At 59.8% G+C, this 18,687-nt stretch carries 19 protein-coding genes; 9 read left to right on the forward strand and 10 right to left on the reverse strand.

What is annotated here, in order from left to right:
- The first annotated feature begins 28 nt into the window (after window positions 1-28).
- Entirely contained in the window at window positions 29-499 is a 471-nt protein-coding gene (gene gvpU / locus AC0IXS_RS22185; RefSeq protein ID WP_057408098.1) for a gas vesicle accessory protein GvpU, read from the forward strand.
- Between the two features lie 68 nt (window positions 500-567).
- Here the strand turns inward: gvpU and AC0IXS_RS22190 are convergent, their stop codons facing one another.
- Together AC0IXS_RS22190 and AC0IXS_RS22195 are read right to left on the reverse strand one after the other, a co-directional pair.
- Window positions 568-1,134 carry a manganese catalase family protein gene (locus tag AC0IXS_RS22190; RefSeq protein ID WP_471825683.1) on the reverse strand — a complete coding sequence of 189 codons (567 nt, stop codon included), beginning with the start codon at window positions 1,132-1,134 and terminating at the stop codon, window positions 568-570.
- Between the two features lie 112 nt (window positions 1,135-1,246).
- A complete protein-coding gene (locus AC0IXS_RS22195) occupies window positions 1,247-1,894 on the reverse strand; it encodes an HAD-IA family hydrolase (protein ID WP_122524691.1) in 648 nt (215 codons plus the stop codon).
- Window positions 1,895-2,188: 294 nt separating this feature from the next.
- Between AC0IXS_RS22195 and AC0IXS_RS22200 the strand changes: the two genes are divergently transcribed.
- From AC0IXS_RS22200 to AC0IXS_RS22220, 5 genes are all read left to right on the forward strand, one after another.
- Window positions 2,189-3,880 (forward strand): NAD-dependent malic enzyme, encoded by a 1,692-nt coding sequence (locus AC0IXS_RS22200; protein ID WP_057410772.1) that lies wholly within the window; start codon window positions 2,189-2,191, stop codon window positions 3,878-3,880.
- Between the two features lie 237 nt (window positions 3,881-4,117).
- Window positions 4,118-5,758 carry a phosphoethanolamine transferase gene (locus tag AC0IXS_RS22205; protein ID WP_122690757.1) on the forward strand — a complete coding sequence of 547 codons (1,641 nt, stop codon included), beginning with the start codon at window positions 4,118-4,120 and terminating at the stop codon, window positions 5,756-5,758.
- A gap of 142 nt (window positions 5,759-5,900) precedes the next feature.
- Window positions 5,901-7,034, forward strand: coding sequence for a ribonuclease D (rnd, locus tag AC0IXS_RS22210; RefSeq protein ID WP_471825686.1), 1,134 nt, complete (start codon window positions 5,901-5,903; stop codon window positions 7,032-7,034).
- Window positions 7,031-7,324, forward strand: a complete 294-nt coding sequence (locus tag AC0IXS_RS22215; RefSeq protein ID WP_004879251.1) for a YcgL domain-containing protein — start codon at window positions 7,031-7,033, stop codon at window positions 7,322-7,324. Before rnd ends, AC0IXS_RS22215 begins: the two co-directional genes overlap by 4 nt.
- 70 nt (window positions 7,325-7,394) lie before the next feature.
- Window positions 7,395-8,327 carry a D-2-hydroxyacid dehydrogenase gene (locus AC0IXS_RS22220; protein WP_122667612.1) on the forward strand — a complete coding sequence of 311 codons (933 nt, stop codon included), beginning with the start codon at window positions 7,395-7,397 and terminating at the stop codon, window positions 8,325-8,327.
- A 139-nt stretch (window positions 8,328-8,466) separates the two neighbouring features.
- Here AC0IXS_RS22220 and AC0IXS_RS22225 read toward each other — a convergent pair whose 3' ends face one another.
- Window positions 8,467-9,060: a nitroreductase family protein gene (locus tag AC0IXS_RS22225; RefSeq protein WP_004879253.1), complete on the reverse strand. Its 594-nt coding sequence runs from the start codon at window positions 9,058-9,060 to the stop codon at window positions 8,467-8,469.
- A 211-nt stretch (window positions 9,061-9,271) separates the two neighbouring features.
- Between AC0IXS_RS22225 and AC0IXS_RS22230 the strand changes: the two genes are divergently transcribed.
- Window positions 9,272-9,721 (forward strand): YcgN family cysteine cluster protein, encoded by a 450-nt coding sequence (locus AC0IXS_RS22230; protein ID WP_004879255.1) that lies wholly within the window; start codon window positions 9,272-9,274, stop codon window positions 9,719-9,721.
- A gap of 4 nt (window positions 9,722-9,725) precedes the next feature.
- Here AC0IXS_RS22230 and AC0IXS_RS22235 read toward each other — a convergent pair whose 3' ends face one another.
- From AC0IXS_RS22235 to AC0IXS_RS22265, 7 genes are all read right to left on the reverse strand, one after another.
- Window positions 9,726-10,106: a YgaP family membrane protein gene (locus AC0IXS_RS22235; protein WP_004879258.1), complete on the reverse strand. Its 381-nt coding sequence runs from the start codon at window positions 10,104-10,106 to the stop codon at window positions 9,726-9,728.
- Window positions 10,107-10,183: 77 nt separating this feature from the next.
- Entirely contained in the window at window positions 10,184-10,684 is a 501-nt protein-coding gene (locus AC0IXS_RS22240) for an RNA methyltransferase (RefSeq protein WP_024686284.1), read from the reverse strand.
- 49 nt (window positions 10,685-10,733) lie between these two features.
- Window positions 10,734-11,612 (reverse strand): copper resistance protein B, encoded by an 879-nt coding sequence (locus tag AC0IXS_RS22245; RefSeq protein WP_420893412.1) that lies wholly within the window; start codon window positions 11,610-11,612, stop codon window positions 10,734-10,736.
- Window positions 11,613-11,623: 11 nt separating this feature from the next.
- Window positions 11,624-13,399, reverse strand: coding sequence for a copper resistance system multicopper oxidase (locus AC0IXS_RS22250; RefSeq protein WP_471825689.1), 1,776 nt, complete (start codon window positions 13,397-13,399; stop codon window positions 11,624-11,626).
- Window positions 13,400-14,112: 713 nt separating this feature from the next.
- The gene (locus tag AC0IXS_RS22255; protein ID WP_024686287.1) at window positions 14,113-14,487 is read right to left on the reverse strand and encodes a YajD family HNH nuclease; all 375 of its coding nucleotides are present in this window, start codon (window positions 14,485-14,487) and stop codon (window positions 14,113-14,115) included.
- A 66-nt stretch (window positions 14,488-14,553) separates the two neighbouring features.
- Complete coding sequence (locus tag AC0IXS_RS22260; RefSeq protein WP_004879268.1) at window positions 14,554-15,030, reverse strand: cyclic nucleotide-binding domain-containing protein; 477 nt, start codon at window positions 15,028-15,030, stop codon at window positions 14,554-14,556.
- 82 nt (window positions 15,031-15,112) lie between these two features.
- A complete protein-coding gene (locus AC0IXS_RS22265) occupies window positions 15,113-17,173 on the reverse strand; it encodes a S9 family peptidase (protein ID WP_057409326.1) in 2,061 nt (686 codons plus the stop codon).
- Window positions 17,174-17,307: 134 nt separating this feature from the next.
- Between AC0IXS_RS22265 and AC0IXS_RS22270 the strand changes: the two genes are divergently transcribed.
- Together AC0IXS_RS22270 and AC0IXS_RS22275 are read left to right on the forward strand one after the other, a co-directional pair.
- A complete protein-coding gene (locus AC0IXS_RS22270) occupies window positions 17,308-17,790 on the forward strand; it encodes a hypothetical protein (RefSeq protein ID WP_057409325.1) in 483 nt (160 codons plus the stop codon).
- A 76-nt stretch (window positions 17,791-17,866) separates the two neighbouring features.
- On the forward strand, window positions 17,867-18,655 hold the full coding sequence (locus AC0IXS_RS22275; protein WP_025994934.1) for a class II glutamine amidotransferase: 789 nt from the start codon (window positions 17,867-17,869) through the stop codon (window positions 18,653-18,655).
- Window positions 18,656-18,687: the final 32 nt, after the last annotated feature.

An 18,687-nucleotide genomic window follows, 5' to 3' on the forward strand; every position in this document is an offset into this window, starting at 1 on the left:
CACGTTATGTGAAGCCAGGAGCTTTCAGATGTCGGACGTCGATCAAACCCAGCAAGCGCAACCTTCTCCCAATCAGAACCACGACGATGTCGTTGCCCAGATCAAGTGGCAGGGCAAGCAGATCGATTGGCTGCTGCAGTGGCTGGTCAAATTTGTTGCCAACACCAAAGTCGAAATGGGCGTCACCCTGACGGTCGGTGGCAATCTTGTGTCAGGTAATCTTATTTCCCATGATGCCTATTTCGAACAATTGGCCGAGGACATTTCCGCTCCGTTCACCCAGTTTGCGAACGGTGCCGACGCTTCGATGAAGGAGATGATCCTTTCGTTCAAGCCTGGCGACTCGTCCGAAGACACACCCGCCTTTCACTTTATTCACCTCAAGGATTGCCAGACCTATTCAAGCGACGGCAATCCGATTTGCGAATCCGGAGTACTGTGGCGTGGCAGAATCGCTGCGGTAGATGGGTTCACCATCGGCCTTATCGCCAAGAAGTAGCGCTTTTCGGGAGTTCCCAGATAGTGCACGACGCCCCGGTAAGACCGGGGCCTCTGGTGATGGATCGCTCAGCGTTTGATTTTTTTCAGCATCGCTTCGAACTCGTTCAAATGCTTCACCTGACGTCGTTTGGCTTGATTCAGGGCGCTGATGAAGTGACTGTCTGAAGTGAGGGACGTGAGTTGCTCATAGACGGCTATCTGCTTTTCCTCTGTGGCAATGTTCGAGCGCAGATAGTGACCAAGCTGCGCGGCGTCACGCGCCTTGTCTGAGGGCTGCTGCGGATTGTCGTCCATCTGCTCTGCCGAAGCTTCAGTCGCTTCCAATGGGTTGCTGATAATTCCCTTGCCTTTGAGCAAGGCACCGAAATCGGCGCTCTCAGATGCACCGGAAAGGTTCGACGTGTGACCTTTGGCCAGTTCCAGCAGAATCGACGCAAGAACCCGTGCATTCTTGATCTTTTCCTTTGCGATCCGGATGAGCGCTGCCTTGTGGACGGGATCATCTTCAGTAATCGCCTGGCTCAGATAGGCCGTTGCCATGGGCAGCTCGCCTTCAGCACCTCTGAACTGTTCAAGCAGGAGGTCGAAGAACGCGAGATTGGACATGAATGTGTTACTCGTTGGGTCGGACATGCTTGTCTCCAATAATCAGATACCTCTCGTATTCGCTATTTCTGAGCCGATAGTGAAAACCATGGTTCAGTATTTTCGATCAGTGAGCCGACCCGCTGCCCGCGTCAGGGATTCATGAATTCAGGATGAGTTGCCCGTTCTCGACACTGACCTTCAAGCCCAGATAATTGGGCAGGGTCCAATCCTGTTCTTCATAGGGATGCAGATGAGCCGCCGTGACCACTACCACGCGTGCTCCAGCAGCCTTGCCTGCCGCGATACCGGCCGGCGCGTCCTCGAACACCAGACATTGCGCAGGCTCCACGCCCAGCCGCTGTGCTGCGAGCAGAAAACCATCCGGTGCGGGTTTGCCCTGCGTTACATCCTCGGCGGTGATGACGACGTCAGGCAGCGTGAGGCCGGCGGCCTTCATGCGCGCCTGCGCCAGTGCGAGCGGGGCTGAGGTGACGACTGCCCAGCGGTCGGCGGGCAACGAGGCCAAAAAATCAGCCACGCCTTCTATGGCGGCCACGCCTTCCACATCTTCGATTTCGGCCTGTGAAATGGCATCCGCTTCCTGCTGCACGTCGATCCCTGGAATGTTCTGCTTGCGGACCGTGTCGATGCTTCTTACGCCGTGAATCGTCGGCAGAAAGCTGTCCACATCCAGCCCGTGTTTCTGTGCCCACTTCGCCCACACGCGCTCGGCGGCGATCACTGAGTTGAGCAGGGTGCCGTCCATGTCGAACAGAAAGGCGGCGAAAGGCTTATGGTCAGGCATGCTGGTCTCGCAATCATCGAATGAGCGGTAAAGATGCCCGGCTGCGCCGTCTCTGTGCAAGGCGCGAAAGCATGTCTGCTTGTTGAATTGGTAGCATCATCTTGCCATTCTCTACGCGACAAAATGCCGCAATCGGCCTTCAGACGAGTAAGATGTGGCCCTGACTTAAAACACCGAATCCTGTCCGGTATGGCCTGAACGAACTGGCACATAAAGAAAAAGAAGAAAAGCCAGGCTGCCCGCCCCGGTCGACGCACAGAATCAATGAGTAGACGAAAAAGGCGATCAGAAAAAATGACCAACACTTCGCGACCTTTGTATATTTCCTACGCAGGACCTTCACTGCTGGAAATGCCCCTGCTGAACAAGGGCAGTGCCTTTACCCCGCAAGAGCGGGTCGAATTCAATTTGATCGGGCTGCTGCCGCAGAACGTAGAGACGATCGAAGAGCAAGTCACCCGGGTCTACAGTCAGTACAAACAGTGCGCGACCGATCTGGACAAACATATCTACCTGCGTTCTATCCAGGACAACAACGAAACGTTGTTCTTCCGGTTGCTGGACTCGCATCTGGACGAAATGCTGCCGATCATTTACACCCCGACGGTCGGCCAGGCGTGCCAGGAATTTTCCAAGATCTACCGCACGCACCGCGGCCTGTTCATCTCCTACCCTGAACGCGACCGCATTGACGATATTCTGCGCAGCGCCACCAAGGACCGCATCAAGATCATCGTGGTCACCGACAGCGAGCGCATCCTTGGCCTGGGCGACCAAGGCATCGGCGGCATGGGCATTCCCATCGGCAAGCTGTCGCTGTACACCGCCTGCGGTGGCATAAGCCCGGCCTACACCTTGCCGATCGTGCTCGATGTGGGCACCAACAATCGCGAACTGCTCGACGACCCGATGTACATGGGCTGGCGTCACGAGCGTGTGTCGGGCAAGGAGTACGAAGACTTCATCGCGTTGTTCATCGATGCTGTCCAGCGTCGCTGGCCGGACGTGCTGTTGCAGTTCGAAGACTTCGCCCAGTCCAATGCGATGCCGTTGCTGGAGAAATACCGTGACGAGCTCTGCTGCTTCAACGACGACATCCAGGGCACCGCATCGGTCGCCGTGGGCACCTTGCTGGCGGCGTGCAAGGCCAAGGGTGAAAGCCTTGGGCAGCAGAAAGTCGTGTTTGTCGGTGCAGGTTCCGCCGGTTGCGGGATCGCCGAGCACATCATTGCGGCGATGCAGATCGAAGGCTTGAGCGAAAGCGAAGCCCGTCAGCGCATCTTCATGGTCGATCGCTTCGGTCTGTTGACCGATGGCATGGACAACCTGCTGGACTTCCAGAAACGTCTGGCGCAGAAGACGGCCGACGTGTCTGGCTGGATCTCGGGCTCCGACGCGTTCCCGACGCTGCTCGATGTGGTCACCCACGCTGGCGCCACCGTGTTGATCGGCGTGTCGGGCCAGCGGGGTCTGTTCACCGAGCAGGTCATTCGCGAAGTACACAAGCACTGCGCCAAACCGCTGGTGATGCCGCTGTCGAACCCGACCTCCAAGGTCGAAGCCACGCCGGAAGAAATCCTGCGCTGGACCGACGGCAACGCATTGGTCGCCACCGGCAGTCCATTCGCTCCGGTCGAGATCAACGGACGCACCGTGCATATCGCACAGTGCAACAACTCTTACATCTTCCCTGGCATCGGTCTGGGGGTAGTGGCCTGTAAAGCCACGCGCATCACTGATCGTATGTTGATGGCAGCGTCCAACGCATTGGCCGAATGCTCGCCGATGGTGACAGGGCAGGGCGACGCGGTGCTGCCGCCGCTCAAGGAAATCCAGCAGGTCAGCCGCAAGATCGCGCTGGCAGTCGCCAAAGAGGCTCAGGCTGAAGGGCTGGCGCTGGAAACCACCGAAGAGGTGTTGCTGGCCTCTATCGAACGCAACTTCTGGCTGCCGGACTACCGTGCCTATCGCCGCCGTTCGGTCTGATTGACTGGAAAGCGTCAACTACGCCCCCGCAAGCCTGCTTGCGGGGGCGTTTTTATGAGGGTAATCAGCGGCTTGCCTGAATCCTGCCTGTCTCGCCGTGAAATAAACTTAATCCAACCGGGCGTTCGCACACTTTTCACATAAAATTGATAGGGCGCTGCTTACAGTCCGCCCGACCGGGAAATTTGGCTGGCTCAGGTATCACCCGGTACATATCAATCAGATAAGCAGAGTGCGATGTCGAAAATCAGAAGTGTCAGACCAGAGGCCGTCACATTACTGGCCAGCGTTTTTTTACTGTCGTTCTTCAATCTCAATCTCTGGCAGCATCTGATTGCAATTACCAGCTCTGACACTAAAGGCATCGCGATGCGCGTGGCTTTCGTTGTCATGCTCTTCTGTGTATTCAATATATGCCTGACGCTGGTGGCGTTCAGACGCGTCTTGAAACCCGTGCTGATTCTGATGTTCATGATCAGCGCAGGCGTCGCCTACTTCATGACCGAATACGGTGTGATGATCGATGCGGGCATGTTTCGCAACTTTGCCGAAACCAATGTCACCGAGGTACAGGGCCTGCTGTCTCTCAAGCTGATTGGCTACATCCTTTTACTGGGCATCCTGCCGTCCCTGCTGTTGTGGAAAACCCCGATCAATTACCGCCGCTGGCACCGTGAACTGTTCAGCAAACTGGTCGTGGGCGTCGTCTGCAGTCTCGCCATCGGTGGTGCTGCACTGGCCAACTACCAAGGGCTTTCTTCACTGTTTCGTAACCATCATGAGCTGCGCCTGATGGTGGTGCCCAGCAACTACATTGGCGCATCGGTGGGTTATTTGAACGAGCAGGTGATGTCTGCCCGACGGCCGTTCGTCAAGCTCGGCGAGGACGCGAAGCGCTCTGCAGAAATGGCCGCGCATACCCGCAAGTCACTGACCGTACTGGTGGTCGGTGAAAGTGCGAGGGCCGAAAACTTTGGCATCCTGGGCTATGGTCGAAATACCACGCCCAACCTGAGCAACGAGCGCGACCTCGTGGCGTTTACCGACGTGTATTCGTGCGGCACCGAAACGGCGGTGTCAGTGCCGTGCATGTTTTCCAATATGGGGCGCAAGGATTACGACGGCACCAAGGCCCACAATCAGGAAGGGCTGCTGGATGTGCTCCAGCGCGCCGGAATCCAGGTGGTGTGGCGCGACAATCAGGCCGGCTGTAAAGGCACCTGCGACCGTGTCGCCTTTGAGGATGTCAGCAACCTGAAGGATCCGCTGCTGTGCAATAACCACGAATGCCGCGATGAGATTCTGCTGCAGGGCCTGGAAGGCTTCATCAACAGTCTGGACAAGGACACGGTGCTGGTCCTGCACCAGATGGGCAGTCACGGGCCGGAATACTACAAGCGCTATCCGAAGGAATATGAAAAATTCACGCCGGTGTGTGAAAGCAACGCGCTGAACAACTGCAGCCGCGACAGTATCGTCAACGGCTACGACAACACGCTGCTGTACACCGACCACGTGCTGTCGAAACTGATCGATGTATTGCGCGTTCATCAGGACAAGGTCGACACCGCGATGATCTACCTGTCCGACCACGGCGAATCGCTGGGCGAATACAACCTGTTTCTGCACGGCACGCCGTATCTGCTGGCGCCGGATCAGCAGAAACATGTGCCCATGCTCATCTGGTTGTCGGAAAGCTACCAGCGTTCTTACGCGGTCACGCCACAATGCCTGGCCAAGGAACGCAATACGCCGCTCAGCCAGGACAATCTCTTTCATTCCATGTTGGGCCTGTTGAAAGTCGACACCAAGGTCTACAACCCCGCGCTGGACCTGTTTGCCGGCTGCCGCAGCGAGGTGGCGGCCAGCGCTCAATGAGGCCGATCACTGCGCAGGCAGCCTCGGGTGTGCGGTATTTACTGCAATCATTTTCATCAAGATGCGCATGACCGGGACGACAGATGCGCGATAACACCCGGCGGCGATATATACTGCGCGCCATTGTTCAAGGGAGAGCCGTGTGGCCATCGATATTCACTGGATTCGCGACGACGACAGCCTCGCCCTGCATTGCGCTCAGTGGCAGTCTCTGCCGTTCGTTGCGCTCGATACCGAATTCATGCGGGTCGACACTTTTTACCCCATTGCTGCCTTGCTGCAGATCGGCGACGGTTCGCGTGCCTGGCTGATTGATCCGTTATTGATCAACGACTGGGCGCCGCTGTCTGCGCTGCTTGAGAACCCTGACGTCATCAAGGTCGTTCACGCGTGCAGCGAAGACCTCGAGGTGCTGTTGCGCCTGACCGGCAGCCTGCCGGTTCCGCTGTTCGACACCCAGCTGGCAGCCGCCTACCTGAACCTCGGGTTTTCCATGGGCTACTCGCGTCTGGTGCAGGAGGTCCTCAACATCGACCTGCCCAAGGGCGAGACCCGTTCGGACTGGCTGCAGCGTCCGCTGTCCGAGACCCAGATCAGTTATGCCGCCGAAGATGCGGTGCACCTTGCCGAGCTGTTCACTGTCCTGCGTCCGCGTCTTTCCGACGAGAAGTTCGCGTGGCTGCTCGAGGATGGCGCGGAGCTGGTTGCCAACCTGCGTCGTGAAATCGATCCTTATGAGGTCTATCGCGAAGCCAAGCTGGCCTGGAAGCTGTCCCGTGCCCAGTTGGCAGTGTTGCGCGGCTTATGTGCCTGGCGCGAAGTGCAGGCCCGTGCCCGCAACGTGCCGCGCAACCGCATCGTGCGTGAACACTCGCTCTGGCCGCTGGCCAAGACCCAGCCGGATAACCTCGGCGCGCTGGCCCGCATCGAAGACATGCACCCGCGCACCGTGCGTCAGGATGGCGAATTCCTGCTTGAGTTGATCAGGACTGCCGCCAGCGTGCCGCCCGAAGAGTGGCCACAGGCGTTGCCCGAGCCTCTGCCTGTCGATGCTGCCGGTTCGCTCAAGCGGCTGCGTGCCATTGGCCAGGAGTTCGCCGAACGACTGGACATGGCGCCCGAGCTGATGCTGCGCAAGAAGACCCTCGAAGCGCTGCTCAAGAGCGGTTACCCCGATGGTCCTTACCAATTGCCTGATTCGCTGCGTGGCTGGCGCCGCGAACTGATGGGCCAGGCGCTGCTCGACAGCCTGGCAACGCCGGGAGAACAGTCTTGAAGCGTATCTGCTCGATCTACCGCAGCCCGAAAAAGAATGAAATGTACCTGTATGTCCTGAAAAGCGACGTGCTCAAGCGTGTACCGCCAGAGTTGCTGGCGGCGTTCGGCACGCCGTATCACGCGTTCGATCTGGTGCTCAGCCCCGAGCGGGCGCTGGCGCGTGAGGACATCCACAAGGTGCTGGAAAACCTCGACGCTCAAGGCTATCACTTGCAGATGCCACCGGCCGAAGACGAGTACATCGAGCATCTGCCCGAAGAGCTGCTGCGTCGCAACGATCCGATGTGATCGGTCTCCACGTTTGAAGCGGCCCGCGTCTGGCGTGGGTCGTCTGTCCCGTTTTTAAGGTTTCTGAAGCATGCGCGTCCTGATTGCCGAGCACGATTACCCCCTTTACACCCAGTTGCTGCGCAAGGCTGCGCCTGATCTGGAAGTCCTGAGCAGCGGCGATTCGGCTGAGCTGTCCCGCATGGCCAGCGACTGTCCGGTCTGGCTGGGACAGCCCGATCTGATGGCCAACCTGCTGCGCCAGGGGCACAAACCCCAGTGGCTGCAATCCACTTGGGCGGGCATCACGCCGCTGCTGATCCCGGGCCTTTCCCGTGACTATCGCCTGACCCGTGCCGTTGGGATCTTCGGGCAGGTCATGGCTGAGTTTGTGCTGACGTACATGCTCGGTCACGAGCGTGAAGTGCTGGCGCGTCTGATGAGTCAGGTCGAACGCAAGTGGGACAATCGTCCAGGCCAGAGCCTGGCCGGACGCAAGGCGCTGATCGTCGGTGCCGGTGATATCGGTCAGCGCGTGGCCGAGTTTCTGGTGCCGTTCGGTGTGCAGGTGTTCGGTGTGGCCTCCGAGGCGCGTACCCAGGCGCCTTTTGTCGAGGTGTCGGCGCTGACCGATATCGACAATCTGGTTGGCGACATGGATTACGTCATCAACCTGCTGCCCAATACGCCTGACACTCAGGACCTGTATGACGCCAAGCTGTTTGCCAGCTTCAAGCCCACCGCGTTGTTCCTCAACGTCGGACGTGGCGCAGCCGTGGTCGATGCCGATCTGGTCGAAGCCCTGAAGGAAGGGCATCTGGCGGGGGCTGTGATTGACGTCTGCCGGCAGGAGCCGTTGCCCCAGCGTCATCCGTTCTGGACGGCCTATGGCCTGCTGTTGACCGGACACAGCTCCGCACCGACATCGCCGGTGGCCATGACCGACCTGTTCATCGAAAACCTGAAAGCGTTCAACGCCGGTGAGGCGTTGCGCGGGGAAGTGGATTTTTCACGCGGGTATTGATGGTACGCAGAGCGTCCCGGGCTGCATGCTGACGCAGAGCGTCGGCATGATCAGCATACGGACCAGGATCGTTCCTCACGCTCTGCGTGGGAATGCCTCTCAGGACGCTCCGCGTCCCGGGCATAGGCGTCAGATTTCCCTACAGCGAAAAATCGCCTTCTGCCACCAGTTGCGCAACCGGCAGGCGCGGGCTTGGGGTTTCGCGGCCTTGCAGGTATTCCGGCAGGGTCGACTTGTCGCCCAGTTTGCCTACTGCAACGGCAGCGTGCAGCGCATAACCTTCGGGGATTTTCAGTTCCTTGCGGGTCAGATCCTGATCAAACCCGGCCATGCCGTGGGTATGCCAGCCGCTCAGGCTGGCCTGCAGCGCCAGATAACCCCACGCCGAGCCGGTATCGAATGTGTGCCACAGCGCCGGGCCTTCTTCGGTCGCGCCGGGTGCGGTAAAGGTGGTCTTGGAGATGACAATCACCAATGCCGAAGCATGCTGTGCCCAGCCGCGGTTGAACTCGTTCAGCAGGGTCAGGAAACGCTCCCAGTTCGGCGTATCGCGACGCGCGTACAGAAACCGCCACGGCTGCGAGTTGTAGGCCGAAGGTGCCCAGCGTGCGGCTTCGAAAAAGCTCAGCAGGGTTTCCTCGGGAATGCTTTCGCCGGTAAAGGCGCGTGGCGACCAGCGCTCGGTGAATTGCGGGTCGATGGCATGTTCTGCGACGCGAGAGTTTGTGCTCATGAGAGTCCTGTAGAAGAGAAGGGCAAAGGGAGCGTGACTCGATGGGCCGTTGTCGGCAGGCATCGCGTAGGCGCATTGAAAGCGCTCTAACGCTACTGTTTTGCCTTCCTGCTGACAAGGGCTTCGCTACCGGCAGTCGCAAGTGCTTGGCCCGCACTCGATGTGCCACTAGACTGGCGGCCTTTTCCACAGCCGATACCGTGTCCGAACCATGGCCGCCAAAGTTGAACCCTTCTGGATCCGCAAGACACTCGATCAGCTCGACAGCACCGAGTGGGAGTCGTTGTGCGATGGCTGTGGATTGTGCTGCCTGCAAAAGCTGGAGGACGAAGAAGACAACAGCGTGTATTACACACGTATCGCCTGCAAGCTGCTGGACCTGAAGACCTGCCAGTGTTCGGACTACGAAAACCGCCGTGCCTCGGTGCCGGACTGTATTCAGCTCACGCCCGGTCAGGCAGATGAATTCAAATGGTTACCGCCGACCTGTGGCTATCGGCTGGTGAGCGAGGGCAAGGACTTGCCGCTCTGGCATCACTTGGTATGCGGTGATCGCGATGCGGTGCATCACGAGCGTATCTCCCAGTCAGGACGCATGCTCAGTGAGCTGAGCGTGGCCGAGGACGACTGGGAGGATCACCTGATCTTTCGTGCGGGCTGAGTGATCAGACGCCGGACTTGGGCTCGGTGAGCGCATCGATGCCGTTGACGGTCGCGGTTTTCACGGCTTTCTCGGCGTTGGCTTGAAGCTCGCTCAGCTCTGCGCCGGCACGTTCGATGGTGGAGCGTGCGCTTTGCAGGTCGCTGCGACCCTTTTCCATCAGACTCTTGGCCGAGCAGTGACCGGTGATGCCGCGTGCCAGAACCGCGCCGCCAATGGCCAGTTGAATCAGACCAAGGAATCCGCCGCGACGCACGCCTTTACCCATCATCAGGACGCCGCCTGCCAGCGAGCCGATACGCTCCCAGCCTTGAACGTTCTGATCGGGATGCGGCTGAAACGGCTCGGGTGTGTCGATACGCTCGATAATCGGGGTGTCGCGCATGATGGCTCTCCAGAGTGGTGTAGGTCGGTTCAGAGAAACTGACTGCCCACCAGCGAGACTGGTTCAATGCTTTTGCTTCAAGCTTCGCTGGACGGATCGACCTTTTCACGACCGAACTGCGGGCCGGAGCGGGTATTGATGCCCTTTGCCATGCGGTCATACAGCACGACATTGACCGTGGCGGCCAGATTCATGCAACCCTCGGTGGGGATGTAGACCACGTCTTCGCACCAGTCACGAATGTCCTGATCCAGCGAACCGTCCTCCGGGCCGAAGATATACAGCGCGCGATCCGGGTGCGTGTATTCCGGCAGCGCCCTGGCACCTTCGACCAGCTCGACGGCCACTGGAATGCAGCCCAGCGGCAGAATGCTCTTGAGGTCTTCGATACCGATCAGCGGGATGTCCTGATGGATCTTCTTGGTGTCGGTGATGAAGTCCCGCGCCCGCTCGTAACGCTTGCCGGTGTAGAACACCGAAGCCACGCCGTAGCAGCCAGCGGCGCGCATCACGGAGCCGACGTTTTCCGGGGACTTGGGGTTGTACAGACCGATGCAGGCATAACGTTTGTTGGCCACGGGAAGGGTGCTCTGGGGAAAACCGCCGATTATACAAGACTGCCCGGCGTCAGAACCACATGCGTACCCCGACTACCAGCCGCGCGTCGTTGACGTCCTCACCTTCCTCTCGGGCATAGTCGGCCGTCTTGCCGTAGGTACGATTCCAGGTCACGCCGATGTAAGGCGCAAACTCCGGACGCAGTTCGTAGCGCAGCCGCAGTCCGAGTTCAGTGCTCGACAGGCCGGAGCCGATGCCGCGCTGCGGATCGTCCTTGCCATAGGCGTTGATTTCGGCAGTGGGCTGCAGGATCAGTTGATTGGTCAGCGTCAGGTCGTAATCGCCCTCAAGCCGTGCAGCGCTCTGGCCGGCTTCACCGAGAAAGGCGGTGGCCTGAACGTCGAGATCGGAAATCGCCGAGCCTTGCACGCCAAACGCCGCCCAACTCTGTGGAGCGCCTGGTTTGAAATCCTGGCGCGCACCGACGACCACGTCCCACGACGAGGTGACAGCGTGTCCCCAGAGCGCCTGCAGTTCCGCTTCCTCGGTCTTGCCGTTCACGCGTTCGCCCTCCGAGCGAAGCACCAGTCTGTCGATGTCGCCACCAATCCAGCCGGACAGATCCCAGGCCAGCGCACTGCCGTCGTTTGCGTTCTGCCATTCCAGCTTCTCGGCCAGAAAGTAGGAATTGATGGCTGCGTCGTGTACCTGATGACCGTCGTGGCTGGTATAGACCGCCGCCCGGTCTGCATCGGTGATAGCCGGAATCGGCGTTCGACTCTGGTCGGGCGTGGATTGCACCGGTTGCGTTTCTGGCATGGCGTGACTGGAGTGATCCATCCCGTGGTCCATGCCCTGCATGTCGGCAGCACTGGCCTGCGCCGTGAGAATCATGCCGAGGCCCATCAGCACCATCGGCAGGCGAGGGTGGCCCAGGACCTGGTTCAACATTCGTGTCTTCATTCTTCTACCCGCACTTCGCGAAACATGCCCATTTCCATGTGATAAAGCATATGGCAGTGATACGCCCACCGCCCGAGGGCATCGGCGGTCACGCGATAGCTGCGTTTTGAGCCCGGTGGCATGTCGATGGTGTGTTTGCGCACCTTGAACCGCCCGTTCTCGTCTTCCAGATCGCTCCACATGCCGTGCAAGTGGATCGGGTGCGTCATCATCGTGTCGTTGACCAGCACCACACGAACTCGTTCGCCATATTTGAGTTTCAAGGGTTCGGCGTCGGAAAATTTCACACCGTCGAACGACCAGGCGAACTTTTCCATGTGACCGGTGAGGTGCAATTCGATCGTGCGACTCGGCTCGCGGCCGTCCGGGTCGTCGAACTTGCTGTGCAGGTCGGCGTAGGTCAGTACCTTGCGGCCATTGTTTCTCAGGCCGATACCCGGATCGTCGAGTTTGGGTGAGGTGCTCCTGGCCTGCATGTCGACCAGCGGGTTGTCGGTTTCGCTGTCCGGGTGCGATTGTGGGGTGTTCATGGGCATGGCGTTGTGATCCATGCCTTGCATGCCATGACCCATCTGGCTGTGGTCCATGCCCTGCTTGCTGTCGTGATTCATGCTGCCGTGGCTCGTTGCGCCATGATCCATGCCGCCCATGCCCATGCCCATGCCCATGTCCTCCATGCTCAACAATGGGCGCGGGTCGAGGGACGGCACATCTGCTTTCATGCCCGGCCTGCTGGTGAGTGTGCCTCGCGCAAAACCGCTGCGGTCCATCGACTGGGCGAATAGCGTGTAGGCGCCGTCGGCAGGTTCAATGATCACGTCGAAGGTTTCGGCCACTGCGATGCGTAACTCGTCGACGCTTACCGGTTTGATGTGCTGGCCGTCGCTGGCGACGACAGTCATCTTCAGGCCGGGAATACGCACATCGAAGTAAGTCATGGACGAGCCGTTGATGAATCGCAGACGGATTCGCTCGCCCGGTTTGAAAAGGCCCGTCCAGTTCATGTCCGGCGCCTGGCCGTTCATCAGGTAGGTGTAAGTGGCGCCGCTGACGTCAGCCAGATCGGTCGGGTCCATCTGCATCTGCGCCCACATCGCACGGTCGGCGACGGTTTTGCTCCAGCCCTTGTCGCTGACGTCGTTGATGAAATCGCCCACGGTGCGCTTGTTCTGGTTGTAGTAATCGGACTGCTTCTTGAGTTTCTTCATCAAGCGCGTTGGGTCTTCGTCCGTCCAGTCGGTGAGCATGACGACGTGCTCGCGCTCGTAGCTGAACGGCTCCGGGTCTTTGGCGTCGATGATCAGCGGCCCGTAGACCCCGGCCTGTTCCTGAAAGCCCGAGTGACTGTGGTACCAGTAGGTGCCGTTCTGTCTGACCTTGAAGCGGTAAACGTACAGGCCGTTCGGGGCGATGCCGTCAAAGCTCAGGCCGGGAACGCCGTCCATGTTGGCGGGCAGGATGATGCCGTGCCAGTGAATGGACGTGGTGTCCTTGAGCCGGTTCTTCACCCGCAGCGTGACGGTATCGCCTTCGCGCCAGCGCAGCAGAGGGCCGGGCAGGCCGCCGTTGACCGTCATGGCGGTGCGCGGGCTGCCGGTGAGATTGACGGGAGTTGCACCAATGAACAGGTCGAATTCAGTGCCTGACAGTTCCAGCAATTCACCTGGACGCGGCGCGGCCCAGACCGGACTGCGCCAGAGCCCGAGCCCGCCCAGCAGACCCCCTGCGGTCAGTCCTTTCACGAAGGTGCGTCTTGATGTTACGGGAAGCATGATGGCGTATCCGTTCGGTCGGTTCGGCGCAGGCCGGACAGCCTGCGGATCTGGCGAAAAGATGCCACAAGGCGGAGGGCGAGGGGATTACATTTCAGTCAGGTTGAGCCACGTCAACCGCGGACGCGGAGCGTCCCGAGAGGCGTTACCACGCGGGAACGATCAGTGTGAGGCGACCGATGATGATAGTGCCCATGCTCCGCGCTCATCGTTATACACAAGTCCGCCTCAACACTGATCGTGCCCATAGCTCCGCGTGGGCATGCCGCCCGTGACGCTCCGCGTCACACATGGCACAGACTGTGGATTCAGTGAGCCGAGCGCCCGGCTCAGGTCACCTTTGCGCCCTTACGGCGCGCTACTTTGAGGGACCAAAGTAGCCAAAGTCCTTCGCTCCGGTTCCGGCCCCGGCTTCGCCGGGGTTCCTTCGTCCTGACACTGATTCGGGGGTCGCTGCAAATGGGCCATCCATGGCCCAGTGCAGCTCAATCGGCATCCATGCCGATTGCCCCCCGAATCAGCGCCAGGACTCAGCCTTCACCCACGTCGCAATCGGCGGTGTCCGCACTATCGCGCAAAAAAGCACGGCAGGGCCGCTGTCTCACTGGATAGCCAGATGACTTGTGTATAACGCTGAGCGCTCTACGTGGGCATGCGTCCCAAATGGGTCTGATGACGCAGATGCTTTGTGAAAGACCAGGGCAGCCTTTCCGTCACTCGTCCTTTTTCATCAGTCCTGCCAGCGCAGCAAACGGGTTGTGCGTCGCCTTGGACGCTTTCGGCGAGCTGAGGGAGCTGTCGGAGAAGTACTGCTGATCGGTATAACGGGAGTGTTCGTTGTCGTGGCAGTACAGGCAGAGCAGTTCCCAGTTGGAGCCGTCCTGCGGGTTGTTGTCGTGGTTGTGGTCGCGGTGGTGAACGGTCAGTTCGCTCAGGCGCTTGCCGGCGAACTCACGGGCACAGCGGCCGCAGACATGCGGATACATGCGCAGGGCCTTGTCGCGGTAGCCCATTTCGCGGTCGCGCTGGGCGTCGGCCAGAATACGGTCCAGCTTGGCAGTGTTGGAAGGCGGGTTGGCCGTGCTCATCGTGTCACCTGTTCGTGTGCGCATTGAAAGCGGAATATCGGCAAGTTTAGCGCCGGATGAACAAACTCACACCTGTTGCGAGAGCAATTGGCCGTCGACCATGCGCAGGCGTCGTGACAGCGAAATAGCCAGGGCGCGAATGATCTTGGCGGCGATCTTCGGTGCGTCATCGAGCATCTTGTCCAGCGAGTCGCGACCCAGGTTCAATAACTGGCAACTGGTCGCCGCGATGCAGCTGGCCGAACGACGTTCGCCGTCCAGCACCGCCATCTCGCCGAATGCCCGGCCACGGCGCAGGGTAGCGATTTCGACCTGCTGGCCTTCACTGTTGAGCTTCTGCACGGACACCGTGCCTTGATGGATGATGCACATGAACGTTCCGGCATCACCTTCGGCAAACACTGCTTCGCCCTTTTCGATGTCGGTGATGCTGAAGTAGCCCGCCACGGCGAGGAAATCGCTCGGCAGCAGGGTATCGAACAGGCCGCAGTCCAGCAGCATGTCGCGTATGGCGTTGTTCAGGTTGGACAGTTGTTCTGACATGGTTCGGTCTTGTGTTCAGGCTTCAGTGAGGGGGGCAGATCCTTGCCCCCGATGCTAGTAAGACAGGCGTTGGGTGCCAAGTTCATTCGCCGGTTTGCAATACCTTGAAGATGAATCCGTATTCCAGCGCTACATCACGCAGGCCTTGATAGCGGCCGCTCATCCCGCCGTGCCCGGCACTCAGTTCGGTCTTGAGCAGCAAGAGGTTGTCGTCGGTCTTCGTGACACGCAACTTCGCCACCCACTTGGCCGCTTCCCAGTACTGCACACGGCTGTCGTTGTAACCGGCGATCACCAGCATGGCCGGATACGCCTGGGCGCTGACATTTTCATAAGGCGCGTAGGCCTTGATGCGTTCGTAGACCTCGGGCTCCTGCGGGTTGCCCCATTCGTCATATTCGGTGACGGTCAGCGGCAACTCGGGATCGAGCATGGTGTTGAGCACGTCCACGAATGGCACTTCGGCAATCGCCGCCTTGAACAGGTCCGGACGCTGATTGAGCACCGCGCCCATCAACAGACCGCCCGCGCTGCCGCCACTGATCACCAGTTGCTCGGAGCGGGTCAACCCCTCGGCAATCAAGTGCTCGGCGCAGGCAATGAAGTCACCGAAGGTGTTCTGTTTGTGTTCCTGCTTGCCGTTGCGATACCAGGCTTCACCCAACTCTCCGCCGCCGCGCACATGCGCGATGGCGAACGCCACGCCCCGGTCCAGCAGGCTCAGGCGGGCGTGGGAGAACCAAGGGTCCAGACTTTCGCCGTAGGCACCGTAGCCGTACAGATAAAGCGGCGTCGCCTGACCGGCCAGCTCGCGTTTGACCACCAGGCTGATCGGCACCTGAGTCCCATCAGCAGCAGTCGCCCACAGGCGCTGGCTGACGTAGGCGTCGGCATCGAAGGTGCCCAGCACGGGCGTTTCCTTGAGCACAACCTGCGCGCCGGTTGCCAGTTCCAGCTGCCGGACCTGCGGCGGGCGGTTCAGCGACTGGTAACGCAGGCGAATCCGCGGGCTGTCGAACTCCAGCGAGTCCTGCACGTAAAGGCTGTACGCCGCGTCTGGCAGTTGCACCCGATAGGCGGGCAGATCCTGAGGGCGGATTTCGATGATCGGCAGGCCGCCTTCGCGCAAACTCAGGCTGTGCCCCTTGGCATTGAGGCCGACGCCTTCTAGCATCACCGAATCGCTGTGCGGGATCAGCGTCTGCCAGTCATCACGGGTCGGAACGCCGGTCGCCTTCTCGGGAGCGTGGTACAGCGCGAAATTGATGCCGCTCTGGTTGCTGCGAATGAACCAGCTCCAGACGCCATCGAGCAGGCCGTGATCAGGAAAGTATTCATGGCCTTCGACGCGTGGCGCGAGGCAGACGAAAGCCTGCTCGGGATGCTCGGCGTCCAGCACCCAGGCTTCGCTGGTGGTTTTGCTGTTGAGCAGCAGCACGAGTTGACGTTCGGAGCTGGTGCGGAAGCAGTGCAGAAAGAAGCGGCCGTCCGGCTCGCTGAATACCAGGTCAGCGGTCCCGTTACCGAGTGTGTGGCGATACAGCTTGTGTGGACGATGCGTGTCGTCCAGCTCGCCAAAGAACAGCGTCTGGCTGTCGTTGGCCCAGGTCATGCTGCCGTCGCAATCCTCGAACGGCAAGCTGCTGGCCTGGCCAGAGCTCAGTTCCTTGACGTAGAGCTGATAAACCTCGTCGCCACTGGTGTCAAGGCTGTAGGCGAGCCGCTGATGGTCGGGGCTGATGCTGAAAGCGCCGAGTGAAAAGAAACCGCCGTCGGCCAGCACGTTGGGGTCCAGCAGCAGTTCTTCCCGACTTTCGTCGACTGTGTTCGAGTCGTCCGCCGGACGCGGGCAACGGTAGTGGCGTGCATACTCGTCGCCCTCTGTGGTGCGCGTGTAATACAGATACGGACCCCAGGGCGAGGGCAGTGACAGGTCGGTTTCCAGAATCCGGCTTTTGATTTCCTGAAACAGCGTTTCACGCAGCGCGCGCTGGTCCGCCAGTTGCTCTTCCTGGTACTGGTTTTCAGCTTTCAGATAGTCGAGCACCTCTTCGGTGTCGCGGTTCTGCAGCCAGGCGTAGGGATCCGAGCCTTCGGCCTTGCGAGCGATCGGGGCGCGTGAGGTGGCATTCGAAAAGGACATGCGGGGCTCTCTTTTAAAGTGGCAATCAGATGAATTATGAAGACACGCTGCGCCGATTGAACAACCCAGGCAAGCCGGGTCGGTGAAAAGCCGTTATCATAAGCGCCTCTTTACCTGCCTTGCCAACGGACGACATGACCGAGAACGACTATCTGATCGCCTGGAGCCTCTACGCCTTCGCCGCGCTGGGCTGCCTGTTGGTATGGTTTCTGATGACCGGCTGGATGTGGCGCTACCTCAAGGAGCCGCTGCGTGTCATCGCCGCCGTGTTGCTGCTCACACCGACGCTGGTTGATCCTCTCAAGGACGCCTACGCTCCGGCAGTGGCCATCACTGCGCTGGACCTGATGTTCAAGGTCGGCAGTAACGTCTGGACCGCTGTCTCCGATCTGGCGATGTACGGCATGTTCGCCTTCGGTGCTTACCTGCTGTTCGTGCTCATTCGCTGGCCGATCGAAAGAAGTCGCAAGGCGCGTCAACCCGCGCCGGTTGCAGAACCTGTCGATACAGACGCCGAAGACGATCCATTTTCCAGTGACGAGCGTTACGCTCGCAAGCCTGCTGCACCGTCTCCTGCCACATCGGCACGCGGCGCTCGGGTCGAGCCGCGTCTGTAGCGTCCCGCTTCGTTGGCATGCGCTGCAGCGTGCAGCGCATGACTGCTGCAAAACGTCCTGAAGCGAGAACCTGAACATGTGTGAACTACTGGGCATGAGCGCCAATGTCCCGACCGACATCGTTTTCAGCTTTACCGGGCTGATGCAGCGGGGCGGCAAGACCGGCCCGCATCGTGACGGCTGGGGCATCGCTTTCTACGAAGGCCGAGGCCTGCGCCTGTTTCAGGACCCGGCCGCCAGCTGCGAGTCGGAAGTCGCGCAACTGGTGCAACGTTATCCCATCAAAAGCGAAGTCGTGATTGGCCACATTCGTCAGGCCAACGTCGGCAAGGTCTGCCTGTCCAACACGCATCCTTTCGTGCGCGAGCTGTGGGGCCGGAACTGGTGTTTCGCCCACAACGGCCAACTGGCCGAATTCAGTCCGAGTGTCACCTTCTATCGACCCGTGGGTGATACTGACAGCGAAGCGGCATTCTGCGACCTGCTCAACCGTGTGCGTGAAGCGTTTCCCGAGCCGGTCGAAGTCGAGCAACTGCTGCCGACGCTGATTCAGGCCTGCACCGAATACCGCAGCAAAGGCGTGTTCAATTGCCTGTTGAGCGACGGCGACTGGCTGTTCTGCTTCTGCAGCACCAAACTGGTCCAGATCACCCGACGCGCACCCTTCGGTCCGGCCCGATTGAAGGACGTTGACGTGATTGTCGATTTTCAGGCGGAAACCACGCCGCACGATGTGGTCACAGTCATTGCCACCGAGCCGTTGACCGCGAACGAAAACTGGAACGCTTACGAGCCGGGCCAGTGGAGTCTGTGGCGCAAGGGCGAATGTGTCTGCAAGGGTTCGACCGAACCGGTCATGCCATAAGCGCACGGTCACACGGAATTCAACGCAAGAGG

Source organism: Pseudomonas sp. AC016, from assembly GCF_979253365.1.